This is a genomic window from Nonomuraea sp. NPDC050451 (assembly GCF_044458585.1).
In genome coordinates this window covers 73,128-98,806 of the sequence record NZ_JBITHZ010000003.1, presented here as the reverse complement: position 1 = coordinate 98,806, position 25,679 = coordinate 73,128, and the positions used below count along the sequence as shown (strand labels likewise).

The 25,679-nt window shown below is 71.7% G+C and carries 24 protein-coding genes; 10 read left to right on the top strand and 14 right to left on the bottom strand.

Annotated features, from left to right (window positions below; genetic code table 11):
* The first annotated feature begins 26 nt into the window (after positions 1–26).
* Positions 27–977, top strand: a complete 951-nt coding sequence (locus tag ACIBI9_RS11750; protein ID WP_397221930.1) for a hypothetical protein — start codon at positions 27–29, stop codon at positions 975–977.
* On the opposite strand, the gene ACIBI9_RS11745 is transcribed toward ACIBI9_RS11750, so the two are convergent.
* Together ACIBI9_RS11745 and ACIBI9_RS11740 are read right to left on the bottom strand one after the other, a co-directional pair.
* Positions 968–1,789, bottom strand: coding sequence for an SDR family NAD(P)-dependent oxidoreductase (locus ACIBI9_RS11745; protein WP_397221929.1), 822 nt, complete (start codon positions 1,787–1,789; stop codon positions 968–970). The two genes, ACIBI9_RS11750 and ACIBI9_RS11745, sit on opposite strands and share 10 nt — an antisense overlap.
* A gap of 74 nt (positions 1,790–1,863) precedes the next feature.
* Positions 1,864–3,363 (bottom strand): DUF885 family protein, encoded by a 1,500-nt coding sequence (locus ACIBI9_RS11740; RefSeq protein WP_397221928.1) that lies wholly within the window; start codon positions 3,361–3,363, stop codon positions 1,864–1,866.
* Positions 3,364–3,433: 70 nt separating this feature from the next.
* On the opposite strand from ACIBI9_RS11740, the gene ACIBI9_RS11735 reads away from it, so the two are divergent.
* Positions 3,434–4,186, top strand: coding sequence for an N-acetyltransferase (locus ACIBI9_RS11735; RefSeq protein ID WP_397221927.1), 753 nt, complete (start codon positions 3,434–3,436; stop codon positions 4,184–4,186).
* Here the strand turns inward: ACIBI9_RS11735 and ACIBI9_RS11730 are convergent.
* From ACIBI9_RS11730 to ACIBI9_RS11715, 4 genes are read right to left on the bottom strand one after another with little or no spacing between them, the layout of a single operon-like run.
* Positions 4,167–5,159, bottom strand: a complete 993-nt coding sequence (locus tag ACIBI9_RS11730; protein WP_397221926.1) for a PLP-dependent cysteine synthase family protein — start codon at positions 5,157–5,159, stop codon at positions 4,167–4,169. The two genes, ACIBI9_RS11735 and ACIBI9_RS11730, sit on opposite strands and share 20 nt — an antisense overlap.
* A 60-nt stretch (positions 5,160–5,219) precedes the next feature.
* Positions 5,220–5,960: an MBL fold metallo-hydrolase gene (locus ACIBI9_RS11725; RefSeq protein WP_397221924.1), complete on the bottom strand. Its 741-nt coding sequence runs from the start codon at positions 5,958–5,960 to the stop codon at positions 5,220–5,222.
* A 19-nt stretch (positions 5,961–5,979) separates the two neighbouring features.
* Positions 5,980–6,573 carry a TetR/AcrR family transcriptional regulator gene (locus ACIBI9_RS11720; protein ID WP_397221923.1) on the bottom strand — a complete coding sequence of 198 codons (594 nt, stop codon included), beginning with the start codon at positions 6,571–6,573 and terminating at the stop codon, positions 5,980–5,982.
* A 16-nt stretch (positions 6,574–6,589) separates the two neighbouring features.
* Positions 6,590–8,095: a succinic semialdehyde dehydrogenase gene (locus tag ACIBI9_RS11715; protein ID WP_397221922.1), complete on the bottom strand. Its 1,506-nt coding sequence runs from the start codon at positions 8,093–8,095 to the stop codon at positions 6,590–6,592.
* A gap of 73 nt (positions 8,096–8,168) precedes the next feature.
* On the opposite strand from ACIBI9_RS11715, the gene ACIBI9_RS11710 reads away from it, so the two are divergent.
* From ACIBI9_RS11710 to ACIBI9_RS11700, 3 genes are all read left to right on the top strand, one after another.
* On the top strand, positions 8,169–10,502 hold the full coding sequence (locus ACIBI9_RS11710; protein ID WP_397221921.1) for a protein kinase: 2,334 nt from the start codon (positions 8,169–8,171) through the stop codon (positions 10,500–10,502).
* 31 nt (positions 10,503–10,533) lie between these two features.
* Positions 10,534–12,510, top strand: a complete 1,977-nt coding sequence (locus ACIBI9_RS11705; protein WP_397221920.1) for a beta-propeller domain-containing protein — start codon at positions 10,534–10,536, stop codon at positions 12,508–12,510.
* A gap of 170 nt (positions 12,511–12,680) precedes the next feature.
* Complete coding sequence (locus tag ACIBI9_RS11700) at positions 12,681–13,934, top strand: S8 family serine peptidase (protein WP_397221919.1); 1,254 nt, start codon at positions 12,681–12,683, stop codon at positions 13,932–13,934.
* Between the two features lie 63 nt (positions 13,935–13,997).
* On the opposite strand, the gene ACIBI9_RS11695 is transcribed toward ACIBI9_RS11700, so the two are convergent.
* The 3 genes from ACIBI9_RS11695 to ACIBI9_RS11685 form a co-directional block, all read right to left on the bottom strand.
* Positions 13,998–14,489: a DinB family protein gene (locus ACIBI9_RS11695; protein ID WP_397221918.1), complete on the bottom strand. Its 492-nt coding sequence runs from the start codon at positions 14,487–14,489 to the stop codon at positions 13,998–14,000.
* A complete protein-coding gene (locus ACIBI9_RS11690; protein WP_397221917.1) occupies positions 14,486–16,222 on the bottom strand; it encodes a glycerol-3-phosphate dehydrogenase/oxidase in 1,737 nt (578 codons plus the stop codon). The genes ACIBI9_RS11695 and ACIBI9_RS11690 overlap by 4 nt, the downstream gene beginning before the upstream one ends.
* Positions 16,223–16,312: 90 nt before the next feature.
* A complete protein-coding gene (locus ACIBI9_RS11685; protein WP_397221915.1) occupies positions 16,313–17,083 on the bottom strand; it encodes a DeoR/GlpR family DNA-binding transcription regulator in 771 nt (256 codons plus the stop codon).
* A gap of 129 nt (positions 17,084–17,212) precedes the next feature.
* Here ACIBI9_RS11685 and ACIBI9_RS11680 point away from each other — a divergent pair, with 129 nt between their 5' ends.
* The 4 genes from ACIBI9_RS11680 to ACIBI9_RS11665 are packed head-to-tail and all read left to right on the top strand — an operon-like array spanning position 17,213 to position 20,958.
* Positions 17,213–18,085 carry an SIS domain-containing protein gene (locus ACIBI9_RS11680; protein ID WP_397221914.1) on the top strand — a complete coding sequence of 291 codons (873 nt, stop codon included), beginning with the start codon at positions 17,213–17,215 and terminating at the stop codon, positions 18,083–18,085.
* Positions 18,082–19,215: an N-acetylglucosamine-6-phosphate deacetylase gene (gene nagA, locus ACIBI9_RS11675; protein ID WP_397221913.1), complete on the top strand. Its 1,134-nt coding sequence runs from the start codon at positions 18,082–18,084 to the stop codon at positions 19,213–19,215. The genes ACIBI9_RS11680 and nagA overlap by 4 nt, the downstream gene beginning before the upstream one ends.
* Positions 19,215–20,123: a 1-phosphofructokinase family hexose kinase gene (locus tag ACIBI9_RS11670; RefSeq protein WP_397221912.1), complete on the top strand. Its 909-nt coding sequence runs from the start codon at positions 19,215–19,217 to the stop codon at positions 20,121–20,123. Before nagA ends, ACIBI9_RS11670 begins: the two co-directional genes overlap by 1 nt.
* A gap of 10 nt (positions 20,124–20,133) precedes the next feature.
* Complete coding sequence (locus ACIBI9_RS11665) at positions 20,134–20,958, top strand: ketose-bisphosphate aldolase (RefSeq protein ID WP_397221911.1); 825 nt, start codon at positions 20,134–20,136, stop codon at positions 20,956–20,958.
* Here the strand turns inward: ACIBI9_RS11665 and ACIBI9_RS11660 are convergent.
* From ACIBI9_RS11660 to ACIBI9_RS11650, 3 genes are read right to left on the bottom strand one after another with little or no spacing between them, the layout of a single operon-like run.
* Positions 20,948–21,382 carry a GNAT family N-acetyltransferase gene (locus tag ACIBI9_RS11660; protein WP_397221910.1) on the bottom strand — a complete coding sequence of 145 codons (435 nt, stop codon included), beginning with the start codon at positions 21,380–21,382 and terminating at the stop codon, positions 20,948–20,950. The two genes, ACIBI9_RS11665 and ACIBI9_RS11660, sit on opposite strands and share 11 nt — an antisense overlap.
* Entirely contained in the window at positions 21,379–22,155 is a 777-nt protein-coding gene (locus ACIBI9_RS11655) for a phosphotransferase family protein (RefSeq protein ID WP_397221909.1), read from the bottom strand. Before ACIBI9_RS11655 ends, ACIBI9_RS11660 begins: the two co-directional genes overlap by 4 nt.
* A gap of 9 nt (positions 22,156–22,164) precedes the next feature.
* Entirely contained in the window at positions 22,165–22,737 is a 573-nt protein-coding gene (locus ACIBI9_RS11650; RefSeq protein ID WP_397221908.1) for a TetR/AcrR family transcriptional regulator, read from the bottom strand.
* 69 nt (positions 22,738–22,806) lie between these two features.
* Here ACIBI9_RS11650 and ACIBI9_RS11645 point away from each other — a divergent pair, with 69 nt between their 5' ends.
* On the top strand, positions 22,807–23,367 hold the full coding sequence (locus ACIBI9_RS11645; RefSeq protein ID WP_397221907.1) for a dihydrofolate reductase family protein: 561 nt from the start codon (positions 22,807–22,809) through the stop codon (positions 23,365–23,367).
* Here the strand turns inward: ACIBI9_RS11645 and ACIBI9_RS11640 are convergent, their stop codons facing one another.
* Both ACIBI9_RS11640 and ACIBI9_RS11635 read right to left on the bottom strand, forming a co-directional pair.
* Positions 23,368–24,549, bottom strand: a complete 1,182-nt coding sequence (locus tag ACIBI9_RS11640) for an RNA polymerase sigma factor (protein WP_397221906.1) — start codon at positions 24,547–24,549, stop codon at positions 23,368–23,370.
* Between the two features lie 5 nt (positions 24,550–24,554).
* On the bottom strand, positions 24,555–25,676 hold the full coding sequence (locus tag ACIBI9_RS11635) for a GuaB3 family IMP dehydrogenase-related protein (protein ID WP_397221905.1): 1,122 nt from the start codon (positions 25,674–25,676) through the stop codon (positions 24,555–24,557).
* Positions 25,677–25,679: the final 3 nt, after the last annotated feature.

The window sequence follows — 25,679 nt, the reverse complement described above, 5'->3', positions numbered from 1 at the left end:
ACCGGCACTCGTGCTAACACAGAACAATGGATCTTGTCTGGCCGGCGACGGCGTGGGCCCTGTGGGCCGCCACGCTGGCCGCCGCCTTCAAGGTGTCCAGCCGCGACCGCCCGCGTGGGGCGCCGCGACACGAGGCGCCGCTGCCCGTGGTCGAGCTGTTACGCGGCATGCGGGCTCAGGAGGTGTTCCACTCGGCGCTGTTCGAGCTGGCCGGGCGCGGGTGGCTGACGATCGAGGACGACCGCCTCTCGGTGGCGCCCCTGAGGCAGGAGCCGCTCCTCCCGTACGAGCGATGGGTCCTGGAACGGGTGGTCGCCCGCCTGGCGGGCAAGCCGTACGCGCCCGTCATGGCGGTCATGCCCGAAGGGTCCGACCTGGACGGCGGCCTGGTCCCGCTGGCCCGGCAGACCGCCATCGACCTGGGCCTGGCACGGCGGCGCTGGCCGAGCATGATCGTTCCGGTGCTCCTGGCCGCCGGGCTGTTCATCCCCTGGTACGCCACCATCTCCGCGGCCGGGCTGTCGTGGCCGGGGATGATCGCGACGATGGTGTCGTTCGTGGCCGGGGTGGGGCTGCTCATGGCGGGCCGGGGGTTCCTGCTGACGCCGGCTGGGCGGGAGGTCGCCGGGCCGGACGCCGAGCCGACGGATCCGCAGCAGGAGTGGATCTTCACGGGCAGCGGCTGGCACGGCGTCGGGATCGAGCCGCCCGGGTCCGCCGCGCCGGGCCCCAAGCGGCAGGAGGTCTCCGGTTTCGTCGTCAAGCGCTGGGCCGTCGTCGATCAGGACCCCGAGACGATGAGCAGCAGGCGGGCCTATCACGTGGCCGTCCACGACGGCAGCTCGGAGAAGGCCAGGTCGTTCCTGGTCACGCAGGGCCTCTACCAGGACGTGCTGCCCGGCGACCACGTCCGGCTGCTGGTCAGGCCGCACAGCGGCACGGTGGTGCGGGTGCTGGCCCACGAACGTCACTGGTAGGGCGGCAGGTTCCCGGTGAGCAGGGTCTCGGTCTGCAGGCGCAGCCGGGCGGCGTACCTGGGGTCGGTCAGCACCAGGAACCGCTCCTCGCGGATGGCCGCCACGACCAGGCCGGCCACCTCGGCCGGCTCGATGCCGCGCTCGGCCGCCCGGCCGACCCACTCCTGCGCGTCCACCTCGTCCTGGGTGGGGGTGGTGACCAGGCCGGCCGGGCGTACGCGCTCGGAGTCGGCGATGCGGGTCCTGACCGCGCCGGGGCAGAGCGCGGTCACCCGGAGTTTGGAGCCCGTGGCGGCCAGGTCTTCGGCGAGGGCCTGGGACGCGGCCATCGCGGCGTACTTGGTGACCGCGTACCCGCCCGAGCCCGGCGTGGTGAACAGCCCGGCCACCGACACCGTGTTGACGATGTGCCCCTCGGTGTCCTGCTCGATCATGCGCGGGACGAACTCGTGGATGCCGTGGAGCACGCCCCAGAGGTTCACGCCCAGCAGCCAGGCGAAGTCCTCCTCGCCGCGGGTCCACATGCGGCCGCCCTGGAAGACGCCGGCGTTGTTGCAGAGGACGTGCACGGCGCCGAGCTCGCCGAAGCAGCGGTTGGCCAGGTGCCGTACGGCCGCCGCGTCGGAGACGTCGGTGACCTGCGTGAGCACCTTGCCGTCGCCTGCCTGGTAGGCCGTCTCGGCGAGGCCGCCGGGATCGACGTCGGCGAGCATCAGCGCCATGCCCTCGGCCGCGAACCTGAGCGCCAGCGCCCGCCCGATGCCGCTGGCCGCGCCGGTCACCACGGCGACCTTGCCGGAGAGCTCCCGCACAGGATCATCCTCCCCTCGCTCGCGACCGACGCTACCGGACGTGCCACCGCCGCCCCAGGGTCCCAGGGGACGATCTAGAGGATGCGGTCGATCAGACCCAGGGGCGGCGAGCCGAGGTCGAGCAGGGCCTTGTGATAGCGCTGCAGGGTGAAGTCCGCGCCCCACTCCGCCCGCGCCCGCACCCGCACCCGCAGGTCGAGGATGAGCAGCTTGCCCCAGGTGTAACGCCCGTACGTCGGGTCGAACGTCGCCCGCCTGGCCTCCGACAGCGCGGCCGGCCCGGCCAGGTGCGTGTCGGACTCGAAGCGCCTGGCGCCCTCCTCGACCGTCATCTGCCCGGTGTGCACGCCGATCGCGCAGGCCAGCCGGGTGACGCGGAGCAGCGCCTCCACCCAGACGCCGATCTCGAACCGCGGGTCGCCCGACTCGAAGCCCTCCTCCACGCACAGTTCCTCGGCGTAGTGCGCCCACCCCTCGATGAACGCGAGGGACTGCAGGAGCCGGCGCACGTCCGACTTCGCCCGCCGCAGCGCGCGGGCGTGCGAGAAGTGCCCGGGCGCGACCTCGTGCACGTTGATCGCCGGCAGCGTCACGTTGCTGAAGACCTCCAGCCACTCCTCCTGGTCCTGCTTCGGCCAGGACGGGTCCGGCGGCGTGATGTAGTACCAGGACGGGCCCTCGGGCTCGCCCGGCGAGTTCCACGCCATCATGGCCATCGCCCAGCGCCGCGACTCCGGTGCCAGCCCCACCAGGCACTCGCCGTCGTGGTAGGGCACGAGATCCTTCTCACGGGTGAACGCGATGGCCTTCTCCGTGCCGATCCGCGCCGCCTCGATGACCCCGTCGGCGTCGGGATGGTCCTTGACCAGCTCCCGTACGACGTCCAGCGGCGCCCGGTCCCGCTCCCCCAGCTTGGCGCAGGACTCGGCGAGCAGCCCCATCAGCCGGTCCCGCTCGGCGTCGGCCCGCTCGGCGAGCCTGCCCAGGTCGACGGGCAGCCCTTCGGCCGTGCCCATGAGTCTGGCCAGCGCCTCGCCGCCGAGCGCCGCGTCGGGGTCGCCCTCGGCCGCGGCCCGCTCGACGTGGGCCACGAGCAGGCTGTGCGCCTTGAGCGCGGCCTCGTCGGTAACCCCGGCGGCCAGCCCCTTGGTCGCGGCGAGCAGCGACTGCGCGACGGGGGCCGGGATCTGGTCGAGCGAGGCGATCGCCTGGTCCACCGCCTCGGGCCAGAGCGCGAGGTGGGCCGCCTTGGCCGCCGCGCGCTCCTCCTCGGGGGCGTAGTCGCGGTCGTAGCAGGCGAGATCGAGGTTCGAGAGGTGGATCAGCGGGTTCTTGCGATGCAGCTCCAGCTCGCCGAACTGGGTGCGCAGGCTCTCCTCGAACACCTGTAGGTGCTCGGCGTCATGCGCGTCCGCGGGCAGCGGCCCCTCGCCGAGTCGCGCCAGCCCGGACCGCACGCCCGAGGGCGAGAGGTCCTGGATCCGGCCGTCGTACTCGTGCCTGCCGCCGCCCTCGCGCGCCTCGGCCACGATCAGGTCGGTGATGGCGCGCAGCCTGGCGTCAAGTTCTGTCATGCGGCCGACGCTAGCGCACGCCATTCGCCCTGATTTATACAAGCGCGTACCGGTCGGCCGTAATGTGAGAATGATTCTCGTGGCCCTCAAGATCACGACGCTCGCGGAGCGTCCCGAGTTCGCGACGTCGCTGTTCGAAATGGACCATACGTGGCACGATTTCGTGCTCGAGGATCCGATCGCGGACCTGTTCTATCCGTTCGCCACCACGACCTACGCCGACTACGTGCTGGTGGCCGACTCCGACGAGGAGCCGGGACGGCTGGCGGCGCGGGGGTGCATGATCCCGTTCCTCTCCAGGGGCTCCGAGCTGCCCGACGACGGGTGGGACGGCGTGATCAGGTACGGCTGGCTGGCCCGCGAGCGCGGCCGGCGGCCCGACAGCATCTCCGCCCTGGAGATCTCCGTCCGCCGCGACCTCCAAGGGACGGGGCTCTCTTCCCTGGTGCTCGCGGCCATGCGCGAGCACGCCGCCGGCCTCGGCTACCGCGAGCTGGTGGCGCCGGTCAGGCCCAATAGGAAACACCTCGAACCGCGCACCCCCATGAACGAGTACGCCTTCAGGACCCGCGCCGACGGCCTGCCCCATGACGACTGGTTACGCGTGCACGTGCGGGCGGGCGGGAAGATCGTCAAGGTGGCCCCGCGCTCGATGGTCGTCTCGGGCACGCTGGCGGAGTGGCGCCAGTGGACGGACCTGCCGTTCGACCGCCCGGGCCCGGTGGAGGTGCCCGGCGCGCTCACCCTGGTGCACTGCGACGTGGAGCAGGACCACGCCGTGTACGTCGAGCCGAACGTCTGGGTCACCCATCCCCTGGCCTGAGCGCTACCCGGCGCAGCAGCTCATCGGCGTATTGCCCGGCGTCCAGCCCCTTGGCGGCGGCCCACGCGTCATCGTGACAAGTCGCCAGATGCCGATCGGCGGCGTCCCCGACCAGCGACACCACGGTGCCGGTCTCGCCCCTGGCCCGCATGCGCTCGACCAGCTCCAGCGCCGCCCAGAGCGCCGTGCCCGACGAGCCGCCCACCGCGAGGCCCGTGACCGCCCTGATGTGCCGGGCCGCCGCCACGCTCGCCGCGTCGGGCACCGGGACGACGAGGTCGACCAGGTCGGGCCGGAACCCCGGCTCGACGCGGGGCCGCCCGATGCCCTCGATGCGCGACGGCATCCCGGTCGCGTAGTCGGGCACGTCGAGCGTCCATCCCGGGAAATATGCCGAATTATCGGGATCGGCCACCGCGACCCGGCAGGGCACGTCGTGATCGCGGATCCACCGCCCGAGCGTGGCGGAGGTGGCGCCCGTGCCCGCGCCCGTCACCACCCAGTCGGGCCGCACCTGGGCGAACAGCTCCTCCCCCAGGTCGTGCTCGGCCGCCCGCCCGAACTGGTCGAGGAAATGCCCCGGGATCCCGCGCGCCGCGTCGTAGATCGCCAGCGGCGGCGTCACGAACCTGCACTCCCCGCCCAGCGCCTCCACCGCCCGGGCCCGCGCCTGGCTGCGCTCGCCCGGCATGACCACGATGTACGGCAGCCCGAGCCGCCGCGCGAACCAGGCCTGCGCGACGGCCGCGTTGCCGCCCGTGGCCTCCACCACGGTCGTGCCCTCGCTGACCAGCCCGTCGAGGACGGCCTGCCGGAACAGCGCCCTGGCGTGCCGGTGCCGCAGGCTCCCGGTCGGCTGCGCGGACTCGTCCTTCAGCAGCAGTCTGATCCCGGGCGCCTGGACCGGGAAGTCGATCAGCGGGGTGGGCTCCCCCGCCGCCAGCACGTCGAGGGCCCGCGTGTTCCAGCTCACGGCTCCACCCTGCCAGGCCGGGGCAGGGCCGGGCGGCGCCGTTCGCCACGAGCCGACCGATCAAACAGCAGTGCTTTCGCCCGGAGCGAGCAGCCGGAGCCGGTCGCCGAACCCGGCGAACGCCTTCTCCACGGTGTCCCGCCCCTGCGTGAAATGCGCCCAGTGCTCGAAGTGCAGCGGCACCACGTGCCGGGCCCCCAGGATGTCGGCCGCCGTCACGGCGTCGTCGCTGGTCAGCGTCAGGTAGCCGTCGACCAGCGGCGTGCGCGCCCCGCCCGCGAACAGCAGCGCCACGTCCACGGGGCCGAACCGCCCGGCGATCTCCCGTACGACGTCCAGCGAGGCGTTGTCCCCGCTCACGTAGACGGTCGGCAGCCCGTCACCGCTGAGCACGAACCCGGTCACCTCTCCCACCAGGTGCTCGGTCCCGTCGGGCCCGTGCTGGGCGGGGACCCCGGTCACCCGCAGCCCGTCGCCCACCGTGACGGACGTCCAGTTGGGCAGCGCCCGCACGGAGGCCCCCAGCCGCTCGGCCGCCGACCCGGTGGAGAGCACCAGCGGAACGGACGTCAGGTAGTCCCGCCCGGCCTTGTCGAGGTTGTCCGGGTGCTGGTCGTGGGAGAGCAGCACCGCGTCCACGGCCCCGAGCTCGGCCGTGCCGAGGGCCGGCCCCGCGGTCTTCGTGAGCGCCCTGTTCCCGATCGGGTAGTCGCCGGGCGCGTCGAACGTGGGATCGGTCAGCAGGCGGACCCCGCCGACCTCCAGGACCGCCGTCGGCCCTCCGAGATAACGAATCTCCATGGACGTCAACTACACCGGCTCAGGACGGGTTATTCCGCACGAGCCCGTTGATGATCCGCCCGGTCGACCGGTGGCAGAGCGCGCGGAAGTCGGCCTCGTCCATCCCGATCCGCCCGCTCAGGTACTGCTGGACCAGACCCTGCGCGCTCGATGTGATCGTCATCGCCGTCTCCAGCGGATCGTCCTCGCGCAGCCGCCCCGTACGCATGCCCTCCTCCACGAGCTCGGCGACGACGCTGAACGGCGGCCCCTGCCCGTCGCGGAAGTCCTCGGGGAAGCGCCGCGCCCCTGCCCAGGCGTCCTGGGTCAGGAACCGGTACAGGTGCGGGCTCCCGAGGGCGAAGTCGAGGAAGTCGTCGAGCGCGGCCGTGCACCGCTCGTCCCACGTCCCCGAGGGGGACCGCTGCCGCCACGCCTGCGCCAGCTCGCGGGCGCTGCGGTCGGCGACCGCGCGCAGCAGGGCTTCCCGGTTGGGATAGTGGCGGTAGATGGCCATGGCGGTGATGCCCACGGCGTCGCCCACGCGGCGCATGCTGACCGCGTCGGCGCCGCCCTCCAGGAGCATCTGCCGCGCGACGGCCACGATGCGCCCGGCCGTGCCCTGATCGTTCACGTTTACAGCGTAGACGTCACTTCAACCGCAACCGCCGCATCGTCTTGAGCGTGGTGGCCAGGGTGGCGGCCCACTTCTCGTACGGCAGCCCGAACGGCGGCTCGAACCCCAGCCAGCCCGCCTGCGAGGCCACGGTCTTGGACTCGGTGTAGCGCAGCAGGCCCTCCGACCCGTGCCGGCGGCCCAGCCCGGACGCCTTCATGCCGCCCATGGGGGCGTCGTAGGAGGCGTAGGCCGAGGCGTACCCCTCGTTGATGTTGACCGTGCCCGCCTTGACGCGGGCGGCGAGCGCGCGGCCGCGCGGGAGGCTGGAGGTCCAGATGGAGGCGTTCAGGCCGTAGATGGTGTCGTTGGCCAGCTCGACCACCTCGTCCTCGGAGGTGAACGGGTAGAGCGCGACCACCGGCCCGAACGTCTCGTTGCGGCACAGCTCCATGTCCTCGGCGACGCCGGTGAGCACGGTCGGCTCGTAGAACAGCGGGCCCAGGTCGGGCCTGACCTTGCCCCCGGTCAGCAGCCGCGCGCCCTTGGCCAGGGCGTCGTCCACGTGCGCGCTGACCGTGTCGAGCTGGCGCTGCGAGGTGAGCGAGCCCATCTGCACCGACCAGTCGTGTCCCGCGCCCAGCTTCATGCCACGGACCTGCTCGACGAAGCGCTCGGCGAAGGCGTCGAACACGGACGCGTGCACATACAGGCGCTCGATCGACAGGCAGAGCTGCCCGGCGTTCGTGAAGCAGGCCCGGATGGCCCCCTGGACGGCCACGTCGAGGTCGGCGTCGTCGAGCACCACCATGGGGTTCTTGCCGCCGAGCTCCAGCGAGCAGCCGATGAGCCGCTTGGCCGCCTCCTCGGCGATCTTCCTGCCGCCGCGCGTCGATCCGGTGAACGCCACGTAGTCGGCGTCGTCCAGCAGCGCGTCGCCGATCTCGGCCGGCTCGCCGAGCACGACCTGCCAGATCTCGCGCGGCATGCCCAGCTCGGCCAGCAGGTCGATGGTCCACAGCGTGGACAGGGCGGTCTGCGTGTCCGGCTTGTGCACGATCGCGTTGCCGGCCAGCAGCGCGGGCACCGCGTCGGTGACGCCCAGCGCGAGCGGGTAGTTCCACGGGGAGATCAGCGCGACCACGCCCTTGGGCCGGCGCAGCTCCACGACGCGGGTGGCGCCGGGGAAGACGCCCTTGCGGGCGCGCGGCGCGAGCAGGCCGGGCGCGCGGCGGGCGTAGTGGAGGGCGCAGCCGGCGACGTCGAGCACCTCCTCGAAGGCGTGTTTGCGGGCCTTGCCGGTCTCGTTCTGGACGATGTCGAGGATCTCGGAGCGCCGGTCGAGGATCGCGTCGTGCAGCCGCAGGAACGGTCTCGCCCGCTCCGTCGCGGGTCTGCGGGCCCACTCGGCCTGGGCGGCCCTGGCCTTCTCGTACGCCCTGCGGACGTCGTCGACGTCCGAGACGGGCAGCTCAGCGAGGGTTTCGCCGGTGAAGGGGGCGATGATGTGCCGTGTCCTACCGCTGGACGTCACGTGCATGCCAGAAGGATATTCCGCCCGGCTACCGACGGGTAGTTTTTGCGGATTCGCGCCATAGCGACAGAATCCCTACATGGCAACCTTCGCTCCGCTACGCCCCGGAGATCCACAGCGGCTGGGGGGCCTGGATCTCCTCGGCCGGCTCGGCGAGGGCGGTCAGGGCGTCGTCTACCTCGCCAAAGGCCACAATGACTCCCGCGTGGCCGTCAAGTGGCTGCGGCCCGACCTGTCGGGCGACCAGGTGAGCGCCGAGAGGTTCACGCGCGAGGTCCAGGTGGCCCAGCAGGTGGCGCCGTTCTGCACCGCCGCCGTCCTCGGCACCGGGGTCGAGCAGGACCGGCCGTACATCGTCAGCGAGTTCATCGAGGGGCCTTCGCTGCACCGGGTCGTGCAGGAGGACGGGCCGCGCACGGGCACCGTGCTGCACCGCCTGGCCATCGGCACCGCCACCGCGCTGGCCGCCATCCACCAGGCCGGCATCGTCCACCGCGACTTCAAGCCGGCCAACGTGATCATCGGCGCCGACGGGCCCCGGGTGATCGACTTCGGCATCGCCAGGGCGCTGAACGCCACCTCGACGATCAGCAGCATGGTCGTGGGCACGCCGGCGTACATGTCGCCCGAGCAGATCATGGGGCACACGGTCGGCCCGGCCGCCGACATGTTCTCGTGGGCGAGCGCGATGGTCTTCGCCGCCTCCGGGCAGGCGCCGTTCGGCAGCGACACGATGCCCGCGGTGATCAACCGCGTTCTCAACCAGCACCCCGACCTGGGCATGCTGGACGGGCAGCTGCGTGACGTGGTGGCCGCGTGCCTGTCCAAGGACCCGGCGCAGCGGCCGACGGCCGAGCAGGTCATCATGCAGCTGCTGCGGCACCCGGCGCCGGGCGCCGCGCCCAGCTCCGGGCCGCAGCACGCGCCCGGATCCGGCATCCTCGCGCAGGCCGCCGCCGAGGCCGCCCCCGCGCCGTCGTCGCCCTTCGCGTCGCCGTCGGGGCCGCTGGGCCCGCATTCAGGCCAGCACTCGGGTCCGCACTCGGGGCCGCACTCGGGGCCGCACTCGGGCCCGCCGTCAGGGCCCCTGTCCGGTCCCCTGCCGGGGCCGCACTCGGGGCCGCCGTCAATGCCCTCGTCGGGCCCGCACCCGGTCCCGCCGTCGGGTCCCGTCCCGTACCCGGGGCCCGGCGGGCACTCCGGCCCGGTCCCGCACACCGGCTCCGTCGCCCCGTCCCCCCAGCCGCCGTGGCAGCCTCCCGGAGGCTACGGCCAGCCCACGCACCCGAGCTGGGGCGAGCAGCGGCCGCCGAGGAAGAGCAGGGCGCCGCTGGTCGCCGGCATCACGGTGGCGGTCGCGCTGCTGATCCTCGCCGGCGTGGTCGTGTACATCCAGGTCGACAAGTCGTCGACGCTGGCCGGCCCGGTCAACACCCCGGCGCCGAGATCGACGAAGAGCAGGACGAGCGCCAGCCCGTCCCCCACCGAGTCGGCCGTGCCGAGGGCGGGCGCCAAGAAGGCGCTCCCCGGGGCCAACATCTCGCTCTACGAGGACCCGGGCGACGCGATCGTGCTGACCTCCTACGAGATCTACGACAAGAAGAAGGACGACTGGATCGACTACGCCAGGGGGTCGCTGCGCGGCTCGTTCACGAAGTACGCCGCCAACTGGGAGTCGATGGTCTCCCCCGACGGCCGCTACCTCGCGGAGAGGGGCAGGAGCTACAGCTCCGACGACTTCGACTTCATCGTCCTCACCGACCGGCAGTCGGGCGACCGTTCGACGATCAAGACCGTCAAGGAGCCGCTGATCAGCAGCATCAGAGCGTGGTCGAGGGACGGCTCGAAGATCCTGCTCAACACCGAGCGCAAGGTCGGGAACAAGTGGCTCTACCTGGGCTTCGTCATCGTGGACGTGGCCAGGAAGGAGGCCACCCAGGTCGACGTCAGCGACACCTCCGTGCGCCAGACGGCCTTCGGCTTCGACGGCGCCGAGGACGGCACCGTGAACGTCTACGGCGACGAGAAGAACCGCAGCCTGCGCTTCTTCAACGCCCTGGGCAAGGCCACGCACTCGGCGAGCGAGATCGGCACGCTGTCCGCCGGCACGCAGGACATCTTCTCGCCCTCCGGCAAGACGTTCGTCACGAACTGTCCCAACGGCGGCGACGGCGACCACTGCATCTGGGACACCAAGTCGGGCGATCGCCTGCGTAAGTTCTCCTCGCAGTGCGACAAGGTCCTCGGCTTCTACGACGAGAGCCATCTCTACTGCTGGGAGCAGGACAACGGCGCCGACGACGAGGTCCAGGTGGTCGACTTCAGCGGGAAACTCGTGCGCAAGCTGCTCGAGGTGCCCGACGAGATCGACTTCAGCCCGGTCTTCACCGTCAACCCGAACAAGGGCTCCTGAACCATCCGCCCGGGGCAGCCGTCATGAGGGCATGAAGACGCTGATCCGCACGGCCGCGACCGTCGCGGCGCTCGCGACGGCCGCGGTCGCCTGCACCTCCACGACCGCCGGCGCGCCGCCGAAGCCCAGGGTGAGCTCGCTCGGCGCGATCCGCCTGGTGGCCTACAACGGCTGCGACGACCTGCTGTCCGGGCTGCGTGAGCACGCCGCCCAGCGCGTCACCCCGTACGGGTTCGACAACGTCATGCCCCTCGCGTACATGGAGGACTCAGCCCGCTCGGTCACCGCGAACGCCAAGACGAGCACCCCCGAGCACTCCACGACGAACGTGCACGAGGCCGGCGTGGACGAGCCCGACGTCGTCAAGACCGACGGCAACCGGCTCATCACCGTCAAGGACGGCGTCCTGCGGATCATCGACACCGCCACCAGGAAGGTCACCGGCTCGCTCAAGCTCACGGAGGGCGAGAACGGGCGCGGCGTGCCCGCCGACCTGCTGGTCTCGGGCGACCGCGCGCTGGTGCTGATGCGCGGCGGCGACATCATGTACAAGCGGATGGCCTCCTTCGCCCCGCAGGCCGACACCAGATACGTGCTGGTCGACCTGTCGGGCCGGCCCAAGGTGCTGAGCACGATCAAGCCGCAGGGCTCGTACGTGGACGCCAGGATGGTCGGCTCCACGGTCAGGCTGGTCACCCGCAGCCAGCCGGACATCGCCTTCCCCGAGTTCAAGGAGGACGTCTCCGAGGCCGAGCGTCTCAAGCGCAACCAGGCCGTGGTCCGCCAGGCCCCGGCGGACGCCTGGCTCCCCAAGATCGAGATCACCGACGCGTCCGGCACCGTCAAGAAGGACTCGGTGAAGTGCGAGCGGATCAGCCACCCGGCCGACTACACCGGCACCTCGCTGCTGACCGTGCACACCATCGACCTGGCGCAGGGCGTGACCGCCGCGGGCACCGACCCGATCAGCCTGGCGGCCGACGGCGACATCGTGTACGGGACCGGCAGCAGCCTCTACGTGGCCAGCAACCCGCGCTGGTGGATGCCGGTGGTGATCAGCGAACCGGCGGTCGAGACCCCGACGACCGCACCGTCCTCGGGAGACGCCGCCCCGGCCGTGGAGCCCACGCCCACGAGCCCTCCGCTGCCGGACACCCCCACGCCCAGCCCGGAGCCCACGATCCCGCCCGAGGAGACCGAGGTCCACCGGTTCGACATCGGCTCGCCCGGCGCGCCCTCCTACGTGGCCTCGGGCAAGGTCCCCGGCCGGCTGCTGAACCAGTACTCGCTGTCGGAGTACGACGGCCACCTGCGCGTCGCCACCACGCTCACCTCCCCGGACGGCAAGAACAGCTCAAGCGCCGTGTACATGCTCAAGTCCGACACCATGGCCAAGACCGGCGAGGTCGGCGGGCTCGGCGAGGGCGAGCGCATCTACTCGGTCAGGTTCATCGGCCCGGTCGGCTACTGCGTCACGTTCAAGCAGGTCGACCCGCTCTACACGCTCGACCTGCGCGACCCGGCGGCGCCCAAGGTGACGGGCGAGCTGAAGATCACCGGCTACTCCGCGTACCTGCACCCCGGCGCCGAGGGCCGGCTGATCGGCATCGGCCAGGAGGCCAGCGAGAAGGGCAGGACGCTGGGCACGCAGGTCTCGCTGTTCGACGTGAGCGATCCGGCCAGCCCGCGCAGGCTGTCGCAGCTGTTCCAGAAGGACTCGGGCTCCGCGGCCGAGTGGGACCCGCACGCGTTCCTGTACTGGCCCAAGACCGGCCTGGCGGTGATCCCGCTGAACCAGCAGACCGAGTCGGGCGGGCTCGTCCTGAAGATCGACGATTCGGGCGTGACGAAGCTCGGCATGATCAAGCACCCGGCCAAGGAGGAGTACCAGGCCGGGATCGACCGGGCGCTGGTCATCGGCGACTCGATCTGGACGCTCTCGTACGACGGCATCCAGGTCAACGACGCCGCCACACTGGCAGAGCAGGCCTGGATCCCGCTCCGCTGACCACAAACCCAACCAATCAAAGGTGCTGATTTCGTATGAAATTGGCACCTTTTTCCCATGGACAGAGCCTGACAACTGATGAAAACTTTACTAACCATGTAATGTCGGGCTCAGCGGATTTGTCATGACATGGGTCCCCTGGGTCCGCGACACAGGAAGGGCTCACGCTGATGCGAACACGCACCCCCCTGCTCGCATTGCTCGTCAGCGCCGTGGCGTTAGCCATGGCGCCGCCGCCCGCCTCCGCCGCCGCGCAGGACGCCCAGGCCGCGGAAGGGACGTACATCGTCGAGCTCAAGCCGACCATGCGGGCGGCGCCCCGCACCGCGGCCCAGGACCAGGTGTCCCAGGCCGGCGGCCAGCTCGTCGGCGTCTACGAGCACGCGTTCAAGGGCTACACCGCCCGCCTGAGCGCGAGCGCGGCCGAGCAGCTCAAGCGGAACCCGAACGTCCTCAGCGTCGAGCCCGACGCCGAGGTGACCGCCTTCGCGCAGACCACGCCCACCGGCGTACGGCGCATCTTCGGCCCCAACAACCCGAACCTGGACATCGACGGCACCGATGACGTGCGCATCGACACGGACGTCGCCGTCATCGACACCGGCGTCAACCACACCCACCCCGACCTGAACGTGGTCGCCCGCGCCAACTGCGTGTTGGGCATCTGCACGAACAACGCCGGGGTCGACGACAATGGCCACGGCTCGCACGTCGCGGGCATCGTCGGCGCGATCGACAACTCCGTCGGCTCGGTCGGCGTCGCCCCCGGCGCCCGCATCCACGCCGTGAAGGTGCTCAACTCGGCCGGCTCCGGCACCCTGGCCGGGATCGCCGCCGGCATCGACTGGGTGGTGGCCCGCGCCTCCACCATCGAGGTCATCAACCTGAGCCTGGGCTGCAACGGCTGCACCAGCAGCGCGATCAGCAACGCGATCACCAGGGCCGTCAACGCCGGCATCGTGGTCGTGGTCGCCGCGGGCAACAACCACGCGAACACGTCCTCGTTCTTCCCCGCCAACCACGCCGACGTGGTCACCGTCTCGGCGCTGACCGACAACGACGGCCTGCCCGGCGGCGCGGGCGGCAGCACGCTCTCGTGCCGCAGCGAGACCGACCAGGACGACACCTCGGCCTTCTACTCCAACTACGGCTCCACCGTCGAGATCACCGCCCCCGGCACCTGCATCTACTCGACGTGGATGAACGGCGGCTACAACACGATCAGCGGCACCTCGATGGCCAGCCCCCACGTGGCGGGCGCGGCCGGCATCCTCACCTCGGGCGCCCGCAAGCCGACGACCAGGGCGGGCTCGCTGGCCGTACGGACCAAGCTGATCTCCACCGGTAACTCCAACTGGACCGACGACTCCGGCGACGGCGTCAAGGAGCCCCTGCTCGACGTGCACGACGCCACGCAGTACTGACAGACCATCCTGGATAGGGCGGTACGCGGATCCCGCAGCGCCGCGTGCCGCCCCCTCCCCTCTTCAGGCCCCTGTTGACGACTCGGCCAGCTCGCGCGCGATGTCGAGGTGGCCGGCGTGGCGCATGTACTCCTCCAGGACGTGGAACATGATCCACGCCAGCGTCGGCGGCTCCTCGGGCGGCTGGAACCGGCCGATCCGCGAGGCCAGGTCGGACAGGCTCGCGCCCGCCACCACCTGCCTGGACCGCTCGCACTGCGCCAGGTAGAAGTCCTTGATCTCCTCGAACGACTCGGTCGCGACGAACATGTCGTCCTCGTCACGGTCGCTCCACGGGTCCTCGACCCGCTCGCCCGCGAAGTCCCAGACGAACCAGCGCCGCTCCATGTACGCCAGGTGCTTGAGCATCGACACGGGCGTCCACCCGGACGGCACCCGGCTCACCTCGGGCTCGGGAAACCCGTCCAGCTTGCGCAGGATCTCCTCGCGGTAGTGGTCGAGATAGCCCTCCAGCAGCGTGCGGGGATCGGACAGCTTCTTCGAGGGTTCGCTCATGACTGCTCCGGGGCCACGACGGGGACGATCTCCGGCGCGCCGAGCCTGATCGCGTCGGCCTCCTGGTCGGAGACCTGCTCCTGCGAGCGGCGCTCGGCCTCGACGCGCTTCGCGTAGTATTCCACCTCCCTTTTCACCTGCTCGCTGTCCCAGCCGAGCGGCCCGGCCATCAGCTCGGCGGCCTCCTGCGCCACGGCCAGGCCCCGGTGGAAGGTCTCGATCGAGATGCGCGTGCGCCGGGTCAGCACGTCGTTGAGATGCCTGGCCCCCTCGTGGGTGGCGGCGTAGACGACCTCGGCGCGCAGATAGTCGTCGGCCCCCGCCAGCGGCCTGCCCAGCGACGGCTCGCGCTCGACCAGCTCCAGCACCTCGTCGATCATCGAGCCGTAGCGCTGCAGCAGGTGCTCGATCCTGGCCACGTGCAGCCCCGAGGTGTGGGCGATGCGGTACCTGGAGTTCCACAGCGCCTGGAAGCCCTCGGCGCCCGCGAGCGGGACGCGGTCGGTGCACGAGCGCGGCACCCGCTGGTCGAGCCCGTGCGCCACCGCGTCCACCGCGTCCTTGGCCATGACCCGGTAGGTCGTGTACTTCCCGCCGGCGATCATGACCAGGCCCGGCACCGGGTGCGCCACCACGTGCTCCCTGGACAGCTTGGAGGTCTCCTCCGACTCGCCCGACAGCAGCGGGCGCAGCCCCGCGTAGACGCCTTCGACGTCGTCGTGGTTCAGGGGCACGGACAGGACGGAGTTCACGTGGTCGAGCAGGTAGTCGATGTCCGCGCGGGAGGCGGCCGGGTGGCTCTTGTCGAGCGTCCACTCGGTGTCGGTGGTGCCGATGATCCAGTGGCGGCCCCAGGGGATCACGAAGAGCACGGACTTCTCCGTGCGCAGGATGATCCCGGTCAGCGAGTGGATCCGGTCCCGGGGGACCACGAGGTGGATGCCCTTGGACGCGCGTACGTGGATCTGGCCGCGGCCTCCGACCAGCTCCTGGATGTCGTCGGTCCAGACGCCGGTGGCGTTCACCACCTGCTGGGCGCGTACGTCCAGCTCGTCGCCCAGCTCCAGGTCGCGCACGCGTACGCCGGTGACCCGCTCGCCCTCCCGCAGGAACCCCAGCACCTGCGCCCGCGGCGCGATCTGCGCGCCGTAGGTGGCGGCGGTGCGCAGCAGGCTCACCACGTAACGAGCGTCGTCCACCTGCGCGTCCCAGTACTGGACGGCGCCCGTGAGGGCGGACTTCTTGAGCGCCGGAGCCAGTCGCAGCGCCCGCGACCTGGACAGGTGCCGGTGGCCCGGCACGCCGCGGGTGGCCCCGGCCGCGGCGCCGAGCGTGTCGTAGAGCGCCACGCCCGCGCCGACGTAGACCCGCTCCCACACGTAGTGGGTCAGCGGGAAGAGGAACGGCACCGGCTTGACCAGGTGCGGGGCGATCCGCTGCAGCAGCAGCGCCCGCTCCCGCAGGGCCTCGCGCACCAGCTCGAAGTTGAGCTGCTCCAGGTATCGCAGGCCCCCGTGGATGAGCTTCGAGGAGCGCGAGGAGGTGCCGGAGGCGAAGTCCCTGGCCTCCACCAGGGCGACGTCGAGCCCCCTGGTCGCGGCGTCGAGCGCGATCCCGGCGCCGACGATGCCGCCGCCGACCACGACCACGTCGAAGTCCTGCCCGGCCATGCGATCCAAGGCCGCGGTCCGCTCCGCGGGCCCGAGCTGAGCCGTGCACCTTCCCGACGTCATATCTCCCCCTGGTAAGGCTTTGTCGCCTGCGCCTCGATACCTACCCTCAGGGCAGTCCGGCTGTAACGCGACGCGTGCCGACGTGGGGGGTCAGGCGCGGATGACCTTCACTCCCGCCTCCGTCAGCTCCCCGGCCAGCGCGTCGGAGAGCTGGGCGTCGGTGACCAGCGTGTCGACCTGCCCGATCGGGCAGATCCGGGAGAAGGCCCGCTTCCCGATCTTGGAGGAGTCGGCCACCACGACCACGTGCGCGGCCCGGCTGATCAGCAGGTGGTTGACGCTCGCCTCCCCCTCGTGGTGGGCCGACGCGCCGAGCTCGACGTCGAGCGCGTCCACCCCGAGGAACGCCACGTCCAGCGTCACCTGCTCCAGCACCCCGGTGGCCAGCGGCCCGATGAGCTCGTACGACTGCTGCCTGGCCACCCCGCCGGTCACCACGATCTTGACGTGCTGGCGGACGGTCAGCTCGGACGCGATGTTCAGCGCGTTCGTGACGATCGTGAACCCGCTCTCCAGCGTGGACAGCGTGGCGAGCGTGCGCGCCAGCTCGGAGGTGGTCGTGCCGCCGTTGAGCCCCACCACGGCGCCGGGCGTCACCAGCTCGGCCGCCGCCGTCGCGATGCGGTGCTTCTCGTCGGCGTGCCTGGCCGTCTTGTAGCGCAGCGGCAGGTCGTAGCTCACGCTCTGCGCGACCGCCCCGCCCCGCGTGCGCATGAGCATCTGCTGCTGGGCGAGCTGATCGAAGTCCCGCCTGATCGTCGCCGTGGAGACGCCGAGCGCCTGGCTGGCCTCCTCCACCGACAGCCTGCCTTCCTGGGCCACCAGCTCGAGGATGGCGTTCCAGCGGTCGTAGCGGGACACAAGGCCTCCTAGGCGATGGGGACAAGGGCAAGCGTGGCACAACCAGCCAGGCCAGGGCCAACGGTGTTCATTAATGCACTTTCCTGGTATAAAACCAGCAGAAACAATCAATCGCCGGGGAGGCAAGTGGTGACCACCCACACCGAGGCCGAGATCGCGTCCCAGCCGTCGTGCTGGCGTCGCGCCATCGCGAGCGTTCCCGCCGACGCGCTGCCGCGCCAGGGCGAGCGGGTCGCCGTGGTCGGATGCGGCACGTCGTGGTTCATCGCGATGGCGTACGCCGCCCTGCGCGAGCGGGCCGGGCACGGCGAGACCGACGCCTTCGCCGCCTCCGAGGCCCCGATCGGGCGCTCGTACGACCGCGTGCTCGCGCTGACCCGTTCCGGCACCACGACAGAGGTGCTGGAGCTGCTGTCCAGGACGACCACGAAGACCACGGCCATCACCGCCGACCCGAACACGCCGATCATGACGGCCGCCGACGAGGTCGTCGTGCTCGACTACGCCGACGAGCAGTCGGTCGTGCAGACCAGGTTCGCGACCACGCAGCTGGCCCTGTTGCGGGCCAGCCTCGGCGAGGAACTCACCAAGGCCGTCGAGGACGCCGAGGCGGCCGTGGCCGCGCCGCTGCCCGACGAGCTGGTGCGGGCCGAGCAGTTCAGCTTCCTCGGCACCGGCTGGTCGGTCGGCCTGGCGCAGGAGGCGGCGCTGAAGATGCGCGAGGCGTCCCGCTCGTGGACGGAGGCGTACCCGGCGATGGAATACCGGCACGGCCCGATCAGCATCGCCGCCCCCGGGCGCGTGACGTGGATGCTCGGCAGCGCGCCCGAGGGCCTGCGCGCGCAGGTCGAGGAGACCGGCGGGACGTTCTTCGAGACCGCGCTCGACCCCATGGCCGAGCTGATCCGCGCCCAGCGGGTGGCCGTCGCCCGGGCCTTCGCCCAAGGGCTGAACCCCGACGAGCCCATGCACCTCACGCGATCTGTGATCCTTTCTTCATGAGCCTTACTCTTGCCGACGCCAGGATCGTGACCCCCGAGGGGGTCCACGAGGGGTGGCTGACCATCGAAGACGGCCGCATCACGCATGTCGGCCGCGGATCCGCCCCAGGTCAGGGTCTGAGCGTGGGAGGGCGGCACGTCATCCCCGGGTTCGTGGACATCCACAACCACGGGGGCGCGGGCGGCTCGTTCCCGACCGGCGAGCAGGACAAGGCGCGTGAGGCCGTCGAGCTGCACCGCCGCCACGGCACCACCACGACGATGGCCAGCCTGGTCACCGACTCGATCGACGGGCTGACCAGAGCCGTGGCGGCGCTGGCCGAGCTGTGCGAGGAGGGGCTGCTGGCCGGCATTCACCTCGAAGGCCCCTACATCGCCAGGGCCCGCTGCGGCGCGCACGACCCGACGCTGCTGCGGGAGCCGTCGCGGCAGGAGCTCTCGGAGCTGCTGAAGACCGGGCGCGGGCACGTCCGCATGGTGACCATCGCGGCCGAGCTGCCCGGCGCGCTCGACGTCATCCGCATGGCCGCCGCCGAGGGCGTGATCGCGGCCGTGGGGCACAGCGACGCCGACTACGAGACCACGATCCAGGGCATCGAGGCGGGCGCGAGCGTGGCCACCCACCTCTACAACGCGATGCCGCCGCTGGGCCACCGCGCGCCCGGCCCGGTGGCCGCGCTGCTCGACGACGAGCGGGTGACGGTCGAGCTGATCAACGACGGCGTGCACGTGCATCCGGCCATGCTGCGCCTGGCGTACGAGGTGGCGGGGCCCGGCCGGACGGCGCTGATCACCGACGCGATGTCGGCCACCGGGCTCGGCGACGGCGACTACGTGCTCGGCCCCATGCGGGTGCGGGTGGAGGACGGCGTGGCCAGGCTGGTCGAGGGCGGCTCGATCGCGGGGTCCACGCTGACCATGGACGTCGCGTTCCGGCGCAGCGTCCAGGACGTCGGGATGTCGCTGCCCGACGCGGTCCAGGTGGCCTCCCTGACGCCCGCGCGGGTGCTGGGCCTGGCCGACCGGATCGGCTCGATCGCGGTGGGCAAGGCGGCCGATCTGGTGGTGCTGTCCGACTCGCTGGAGGTGGCCGGGGTGCTGAAGGACGGCGTCTGGATCACGGAGCCCTGATGATCCTCACCGTGACGCTCAACGCCGCCCTCGACGTGACCTACCAGGTCCCCGACGTCGACTGGGACGGGGTGAACCGGGTCAGCGCCGTGCACCGGCGCGCCGGCGGCAAGGGCGTCAACGTCGCCCGCGTGCTGGCCGCGCTGGGCCAGGACGTGCTGGTCACGGGGCTCGCGGGCGGCCCCACGGGGCGGGCGATCGAGGACGACCTGCGAGCGGCCGGCCTGCCCGCCGCCCTGCACCCCGTCGCCGCCGACTCCCGCACGACGCTGGTCGTCTCCGAGCAGGCGGGCACGCGTACCGCGCTGTTCAACGAGCCCGGCCCGGAGGTCACCCCCGGCGAGCTGGCAGGCTTCGTACGGCGTTACGAATCGCTCCTGGACGCCGCCGGCGCGGTCGTCATCTCGGGGAGCCTCCCGCGAGGCGTCCCCGCCGACACCTACGCCACGCTGGCGGCCATCGCCGCCGACAAGGGGGTCCCGGCCATCGTGGACGCCGACGGCGACCCCCTCCGCCACGCTCCCAAAGGCCGTCCCTCCGTGGTCAAGCCCAACCGGGAGGAGCTGGCCAGGGCCGTTCCCGGCGGCACCCCGGCAGAGGGCGCGCAGGCGCTGCGCAGCCAGGGCGCCGGGGCCGTGGTGGTGTCCATGGGCGCCGACGGGCTGCTGGCGGTCACCGCGGAGGGCACTTTCACCGCGCGCATGCCGTACACCGTGCGGGGTAATCCGACGGGGGCGGGCGACTCGCTGGTTGCCGGGCTCGCGCTGGGCCTGGTGGAGTCGGCGTCGTGGCCCGACAGCCTCAGGCGGGCAGCGGCGCTCGGCGCGGCCGCCGTGGCCGCACCCGTGGCCGGCGACTTCGACCCCGACGTCTACGCCGCCATACACCCCCAGATCATCATCACGTAAGGAGCACGTCATGCCCCTCGCCGCCATCGGCGACATCGTCCGCCAGTCGCCCGCCGGGGTGGGCGCCTTCAACGTGATCCAGCTCGAGCACGCCACCGCCATCGTGGCCGGCGCCGAGGCTCTGGGCCTGCCGGTCGTGCTGCAGATCAGCGAAAACTGCGTGCGCTACCACGGCGCGCTGGAGCCCGTCGCGCTGGCCTCGCTGGCGGTGGCCAGGCGGGCCGAGGTGCCGGTCGCGGTCCACCTCGACCACGCCACCGACCGCGCGCTCGTGGAGGAGGCGGTGGAGCTGGGGCTGGGCTCGGTGATGTACGACGCCTCGGCCCTGCCCGACGACGAGAACGTGCGCACGACCGCCGAGGTGGTGGCCTGGTGCCACGAGCGCGGCGTGTGGGTGGAGGCCGAGCTGGGCGAGGTCGGGGGCAAGGACGGCGTGCACGCGCCCGGCGCGCGCACCAAGCCGCACGAGGCGGTCGACTACGTGGCCAAGACCGGCGTCGACGCCCTGGCCGTGGCCGTGGGCACCTCGCACGCCATGACGACCAAGGACGCGGTGCTGGACCTGGGGCTCATCGCCGAGCTGCGGGCCGCGGTGCCGGTGCCGCTGGTGCTGCACGGCTCGTCGGGGGTGCCGGACGACGTGCTGCGCGAGGCCGTGCGGAACGGCATGAAGAAGATCAACATCGCGACCCACCTGAACAAGGCGTTCACCGGCGCGGTACGCGACTACCTGGCCCATGACGAGCGCGTGGTCGACTCCCGCAAATATCTCAAGGCCGGGCGGGACGCGGTGGCCAGGGAGGTCAGCCACCTCCTGGGCGTCCTCACGGGGTGAGCTGTTTGCGCATCATGACCGCGGAGCGGCCTTCGACGCCCATGCGGCCGGTCTCGACGTAGCCGAGCGACCCGTACAGGGCGATGTTGGTGGTCATCTTGGTGTTGGTGTAGAGGCGCAGCGCGGGCAGCCCCAGCCGGCGCGCCTGCTCCTCGGCGTACGCCATCAGCGTCCGCCCGAGTCCCTTGCCCTGGCGGTCGGGCCGCACGGCGACGTTCTCCACCAGCAGGACGCCGTCCTCGGGGACGAGCACGATGAGCCCGTCGAGCGCGTCGGTGACGTGCACCCGGCCGGCCGAGATGAGCGCGCCGTAGTCGGCCTCCATCGGCAGCGGCCGCATGCCGACGACCTCGATCCACGGCGAGTAGGCGTCGTGGACCAGCCGCTCCACGGCCGCCTTGTCGGTGTGATCCGCCAGTCTCATGCGCCCAATGTTGCCAGCACGCGTTCGACCTGTCGCTTGAAGGTGCCCGGCGGATTGCGCGGGTGCTCGTGCGAGAGCAGGAACAGCCAGACCAGCGCGTGCAGCTTGCGGCAGTCGCGCATCCGCCGCTCCTCCGGCGCGCTCAGCTCGAAGCGGTGCGCGATCTCCACCTCGCCGTCCACCCACATCGACACGTGCTCGGCCATCTCGGCGAGCTCGAACGCCACGTCGCTGCGCCCCGAGTCCTCGTAGTCGACGATGCGGACGCGGGTGCCGTCCCACAGGAAGTTCGCCAGGTTGCCGTCGCCCGCCCCGAACGCCGGCGTGACCCCCGACCCGCCCGGCGACCAGCCCCGCAGCCACCGCGTGCCCTCCCTGACCGCCCGGTCCGCCAGCGGGTCCCTGGGCTCCCAGCGCGTGCCGCGCCGGTCGGCCCAGTCGGCGAGCGCCTCGAGATGCCACGGGCGCAGCGGCACGGCCTGGAGCACGTGCGGCGGCACCGCGGTGTGCAACTCGGTGAGCGCCTCCACCAGGGCCGCCACGTGCACGGCCGTCGCGAGCAGCCCGCGCAGCGACACCCCGTCGATCCGGGACATCGTCACCACGCCGTCCTCGTAGCCGATCGGCTCGGGGGCCAGGCCGGGGGCGTGCTCGGCCAGCAGGTTCAGCGCGCGCCACTCGCGCTCGGCCGCGCCGGGCTTGCTGTCCATGTAGCGCTTGATGACGACGTCGCCGGCGAAGGCCAGCTCGTGCGTGTGGCGTAGGTCGGCCATGCCCGCATGCTAGGGCACCAATCGCTCAACAGCGCTGGTCACGAGCTTGTGGATCTCCTCCTCGCCGAACACGTCGGGCAGCGTGAGCCGCTCGACGACGAGCCAGTTCATGGCGAGGTAGAGCAGCAGCACGCTCGTCGCGTCACCAGGGAGGCCCGATTCGAGGTGGTTGCGCACGTTCGCGTCCACGTCGGCACGGATCCGCTCGGTCAGCACGGCCCGCAGCTCCGGCCGCCGGGTGGCCTCCAGGCGCAGCTCCAGCAGCGCCAGGTAGCCCGATCGGTACGACGCCACGCGATCCACCACCTCGTGCATCAGCGCGACCACCCGGTCGCGGTCACGCGGCCCGCTCAGGTGGGCGGCGGTCATGGCGGCGTCCGGCTGCAGCAGCTCGTAGATCCGGCCGCCCGCCTGGGTGAACAGCTCGTCGCGACTGGGGAAGTAGTTGGACGCGGTGCCCGGCGGCACCTCCGCCTGCTTGTCCACCGCCCTGAACGTCAGCCCGCGGGCCCCTTCCCTGGCCAGCACCTCGATCGCGGCATCGACCAGCGCCGCCCGCCTGGCGACGTTCTGCCTGACCATGTTGACACCACTCCATTCGTAGTACTACGGTTAAACCACTTCAACCATAGTACTTCATCTGGAGTCATTTTGCGGAAGCTCGTGTACTTCGTCGCCACCTCCATCGACGGCTACATCGCGGGGCCGAACGGCGAGTGGGACTTCTACCCGTGGGCCGACGACATGACGGCCGACGTCAACGCCCGTTACCCCGAGACCGTCCCCACCCACCTCCGCGCCGTGTTCGGCCTCGACGCGCCCAACCAGCGCTTCGACACGGTGCTCATGGGCCGCGGCACCTACCAGATCGACGAGAGCGTGACCAACCCGTACGCCCACCTGCGGCAGTATGTCGTGTCCAGCACCATGAAGATCGAGGACCCGGCCGTCGAGCTGGTCACCGGCGACCCGCTCGGCCTGGTGCGCCGGCTCAAGCAGGAGGACGGCCTGGACATCTACCTCTGCGGGGGCGGCAAGCTGGCCGGCGCCCTGCTGCCGGAGATCGACGAGTTGGTCATCAAGTGCTACCCGGTGGTGGCCGGGGCGGGCATCTCGGCGTTCGACGGCGAGTTCCGGCCGACCCTGTTCACGCTGACCGGCTCGAAGACGTACAGCAACGGGGCGGTGGTCATGACGTACGCCCGCCAGTGATCAGCCGCGCAGGGCGCGCCTGCGCAGGAAGTCCCGCTCCACCTCGTTGCCCGCCCGCGCGGCCGCGGCCTCGTACGCCGCGGCGGCCTCCGCCTCGCGCCCGAGCCGCCGCAGCAGGTCGGCCCGCACCGCGTGGAACATGTAGTAGTCATCTGGCCCCTTGAGCAGCCCCAGCGCCACCTCGGGTCCCTCCACCTCGGCCACCGCCACCGCCCGGTGCACCGTCACGACCGGGCTCGGGTCGAGCTGCGCCAGCAGGTCGTACAGCCGCACGATCTGCCCCCAGTCGGTGTCCTTCGCGCTCGCCGCGTCGCTGTGCACGGCGTTGATCGCGGCCTGGATCTGGTACGGGCCGGGCTCGTCACGCCGCAGGCACCGCCGTACGAGTTCCTGACCCTCCGCGATGAGACCGCGGTCCCACAGCCCGCGGTCCTGCTCCCCCAGCAGCACCAGCTCGCCCTCCTCGGAGGTACGGGCGGCGCGCCGCGACTCGATCAGCAGCATCAGCGCCAGCAGCCCCATGGCCTCGGGCTCGTCCGGCATGAGCTCGACCAGCAACCGCCCGAGCCGGACGGCCTCGGCGCACAGGTCCGCGCGGACGGCGGTGTAGCCCTCGTTGAAGATCAGGTAGACCACGGCCAGCACCGCGCGCAGGCGTTCGGGCAGATCGGCCTGCGCCGGGATCCGGTACGGGATCCCGGCGGCCCGGATCTTGCTCTTCGCCCGCACCAGCCGCTGCGCCAGCGTCGCCTCGGGCACCAGGAACGCGCGGGCGATCTCCGCCGTCGTCAGCCCGCCGAGCAACCGCAGCGTGAGAGCCACCCGCGCCTGGACGGCCAGCGCGGGGTGGCAGCACGTGAAGATCAGCCGCAGCCGGTCGTCCTGGACGGGGCCCACATCCACGGGCGCGTCCTGGGCGTGCAGGAGCGCGGCCTGCGCGTACTTGCCAGGCCGCGCCGACTCCCTGCGCAACCGGTCGACGGCCCGGTTGCGCGCGGTCGTGATGATCCACCCGGCCGGGCTCGGCGGCACCCCGGCGGACGGCCACTGCCGCACCGCCACGCTGAACGCCTCCTGCACCGCCTCCTCGGCGACGTCGATGTCACCGAAGACCCGCACGAGCACGGCGACGGCCCTGCCGTACTCCTCGCGGAACACCCGCTCGACCGCGCTCTCCAGCATGGGCGTCAGCGCTGGATCGGGGCCACCACGACCTCGACGCGCTGGAATTCCTTGATGTCGGAGTAGCCGGTGGAGGCCATGGTCCGCTTGAGCGCGCCCATCAGGTTCATCGAGCCGTCGGCCACGCTCGACGGCCCGTGCAGGATCTGCTCCAGCGTGCCGACCGTCCCGAACTCGACCCGCCGGCCACGCGGCAGGTCGGGGTGGTGCGCCTCCGAACCCCAGTGGAACCCGTGACCGGGCGCCTCGGCGGCCCTGGCCAGCGGCGAGCCCACCATCACGGCGTCGGCGCCGCAGGCGATGGCCTTGGCGATGTCACCGGAGGTGCCCATGCCGCCGTCGGCGATCACGTGCACGTAGCGCCCGCCGGACTCGTCCATGTAGTCGCGCCGCGCCGCCGCCACGTCGGAGATCGCCGTGGCCATCGGCACGGCCACGCCCAGCACGTTGCGGGTCGTGTGCGAGGCGCCGCCGCCGAAGCCCACCAGCACGCCCGCCGCGCCGGTGCGCATCAGGTGCAGGGCCGCCGTGTACGTGGCGCAGCCGCCCACGATGACCGGCACGTCGAGCTCGTAGATGAACTGCTTGAGGTTGAGCGGCTCGGCCCGGCCCGAGACGTGCTCGGCCGACACGGTGGTGCCGCGGATGACGAAGATGTCGATGCCCGCGTCGATCACGGCCTTGTGGTACTGGACCGTACGCTGCGGCGACAGCCGCACGGCGGTGGTCACGCCGGAGGCCCGGATCTCCTCGATCCGCCGGCCGATCAGGTCCTCCTTGATCGGCGCGGCGTAGATCTCCTGGAGCCGCTTGGTGGCTGCCTCCACGTCGAGCGCGGCGCACTCCTCCAGCAGCGGCGACGGGTCCTCGTACCGCGTCCAGAGCCCTTCGAGGTCGAGCGGCGCGAGGCCGCCGAGCCGGCCGATCTCGATCGCGGTCGCCGGGGACACCACGCTGTCCATGGGGGCGACCACTACCGGCAGCTCGAACCGGTAGGCGTCGATCTGCCAGGCGATCGAGACCTCCTCCGGGTCCCGGGTGCGCCGCGAGGGAACCAGACCGATCTCGTCAAGCGAGTACGCCCGCCGCCCGGCCTTGCCCCGGCCGATCTCCACCTGCTGAGTCATGAA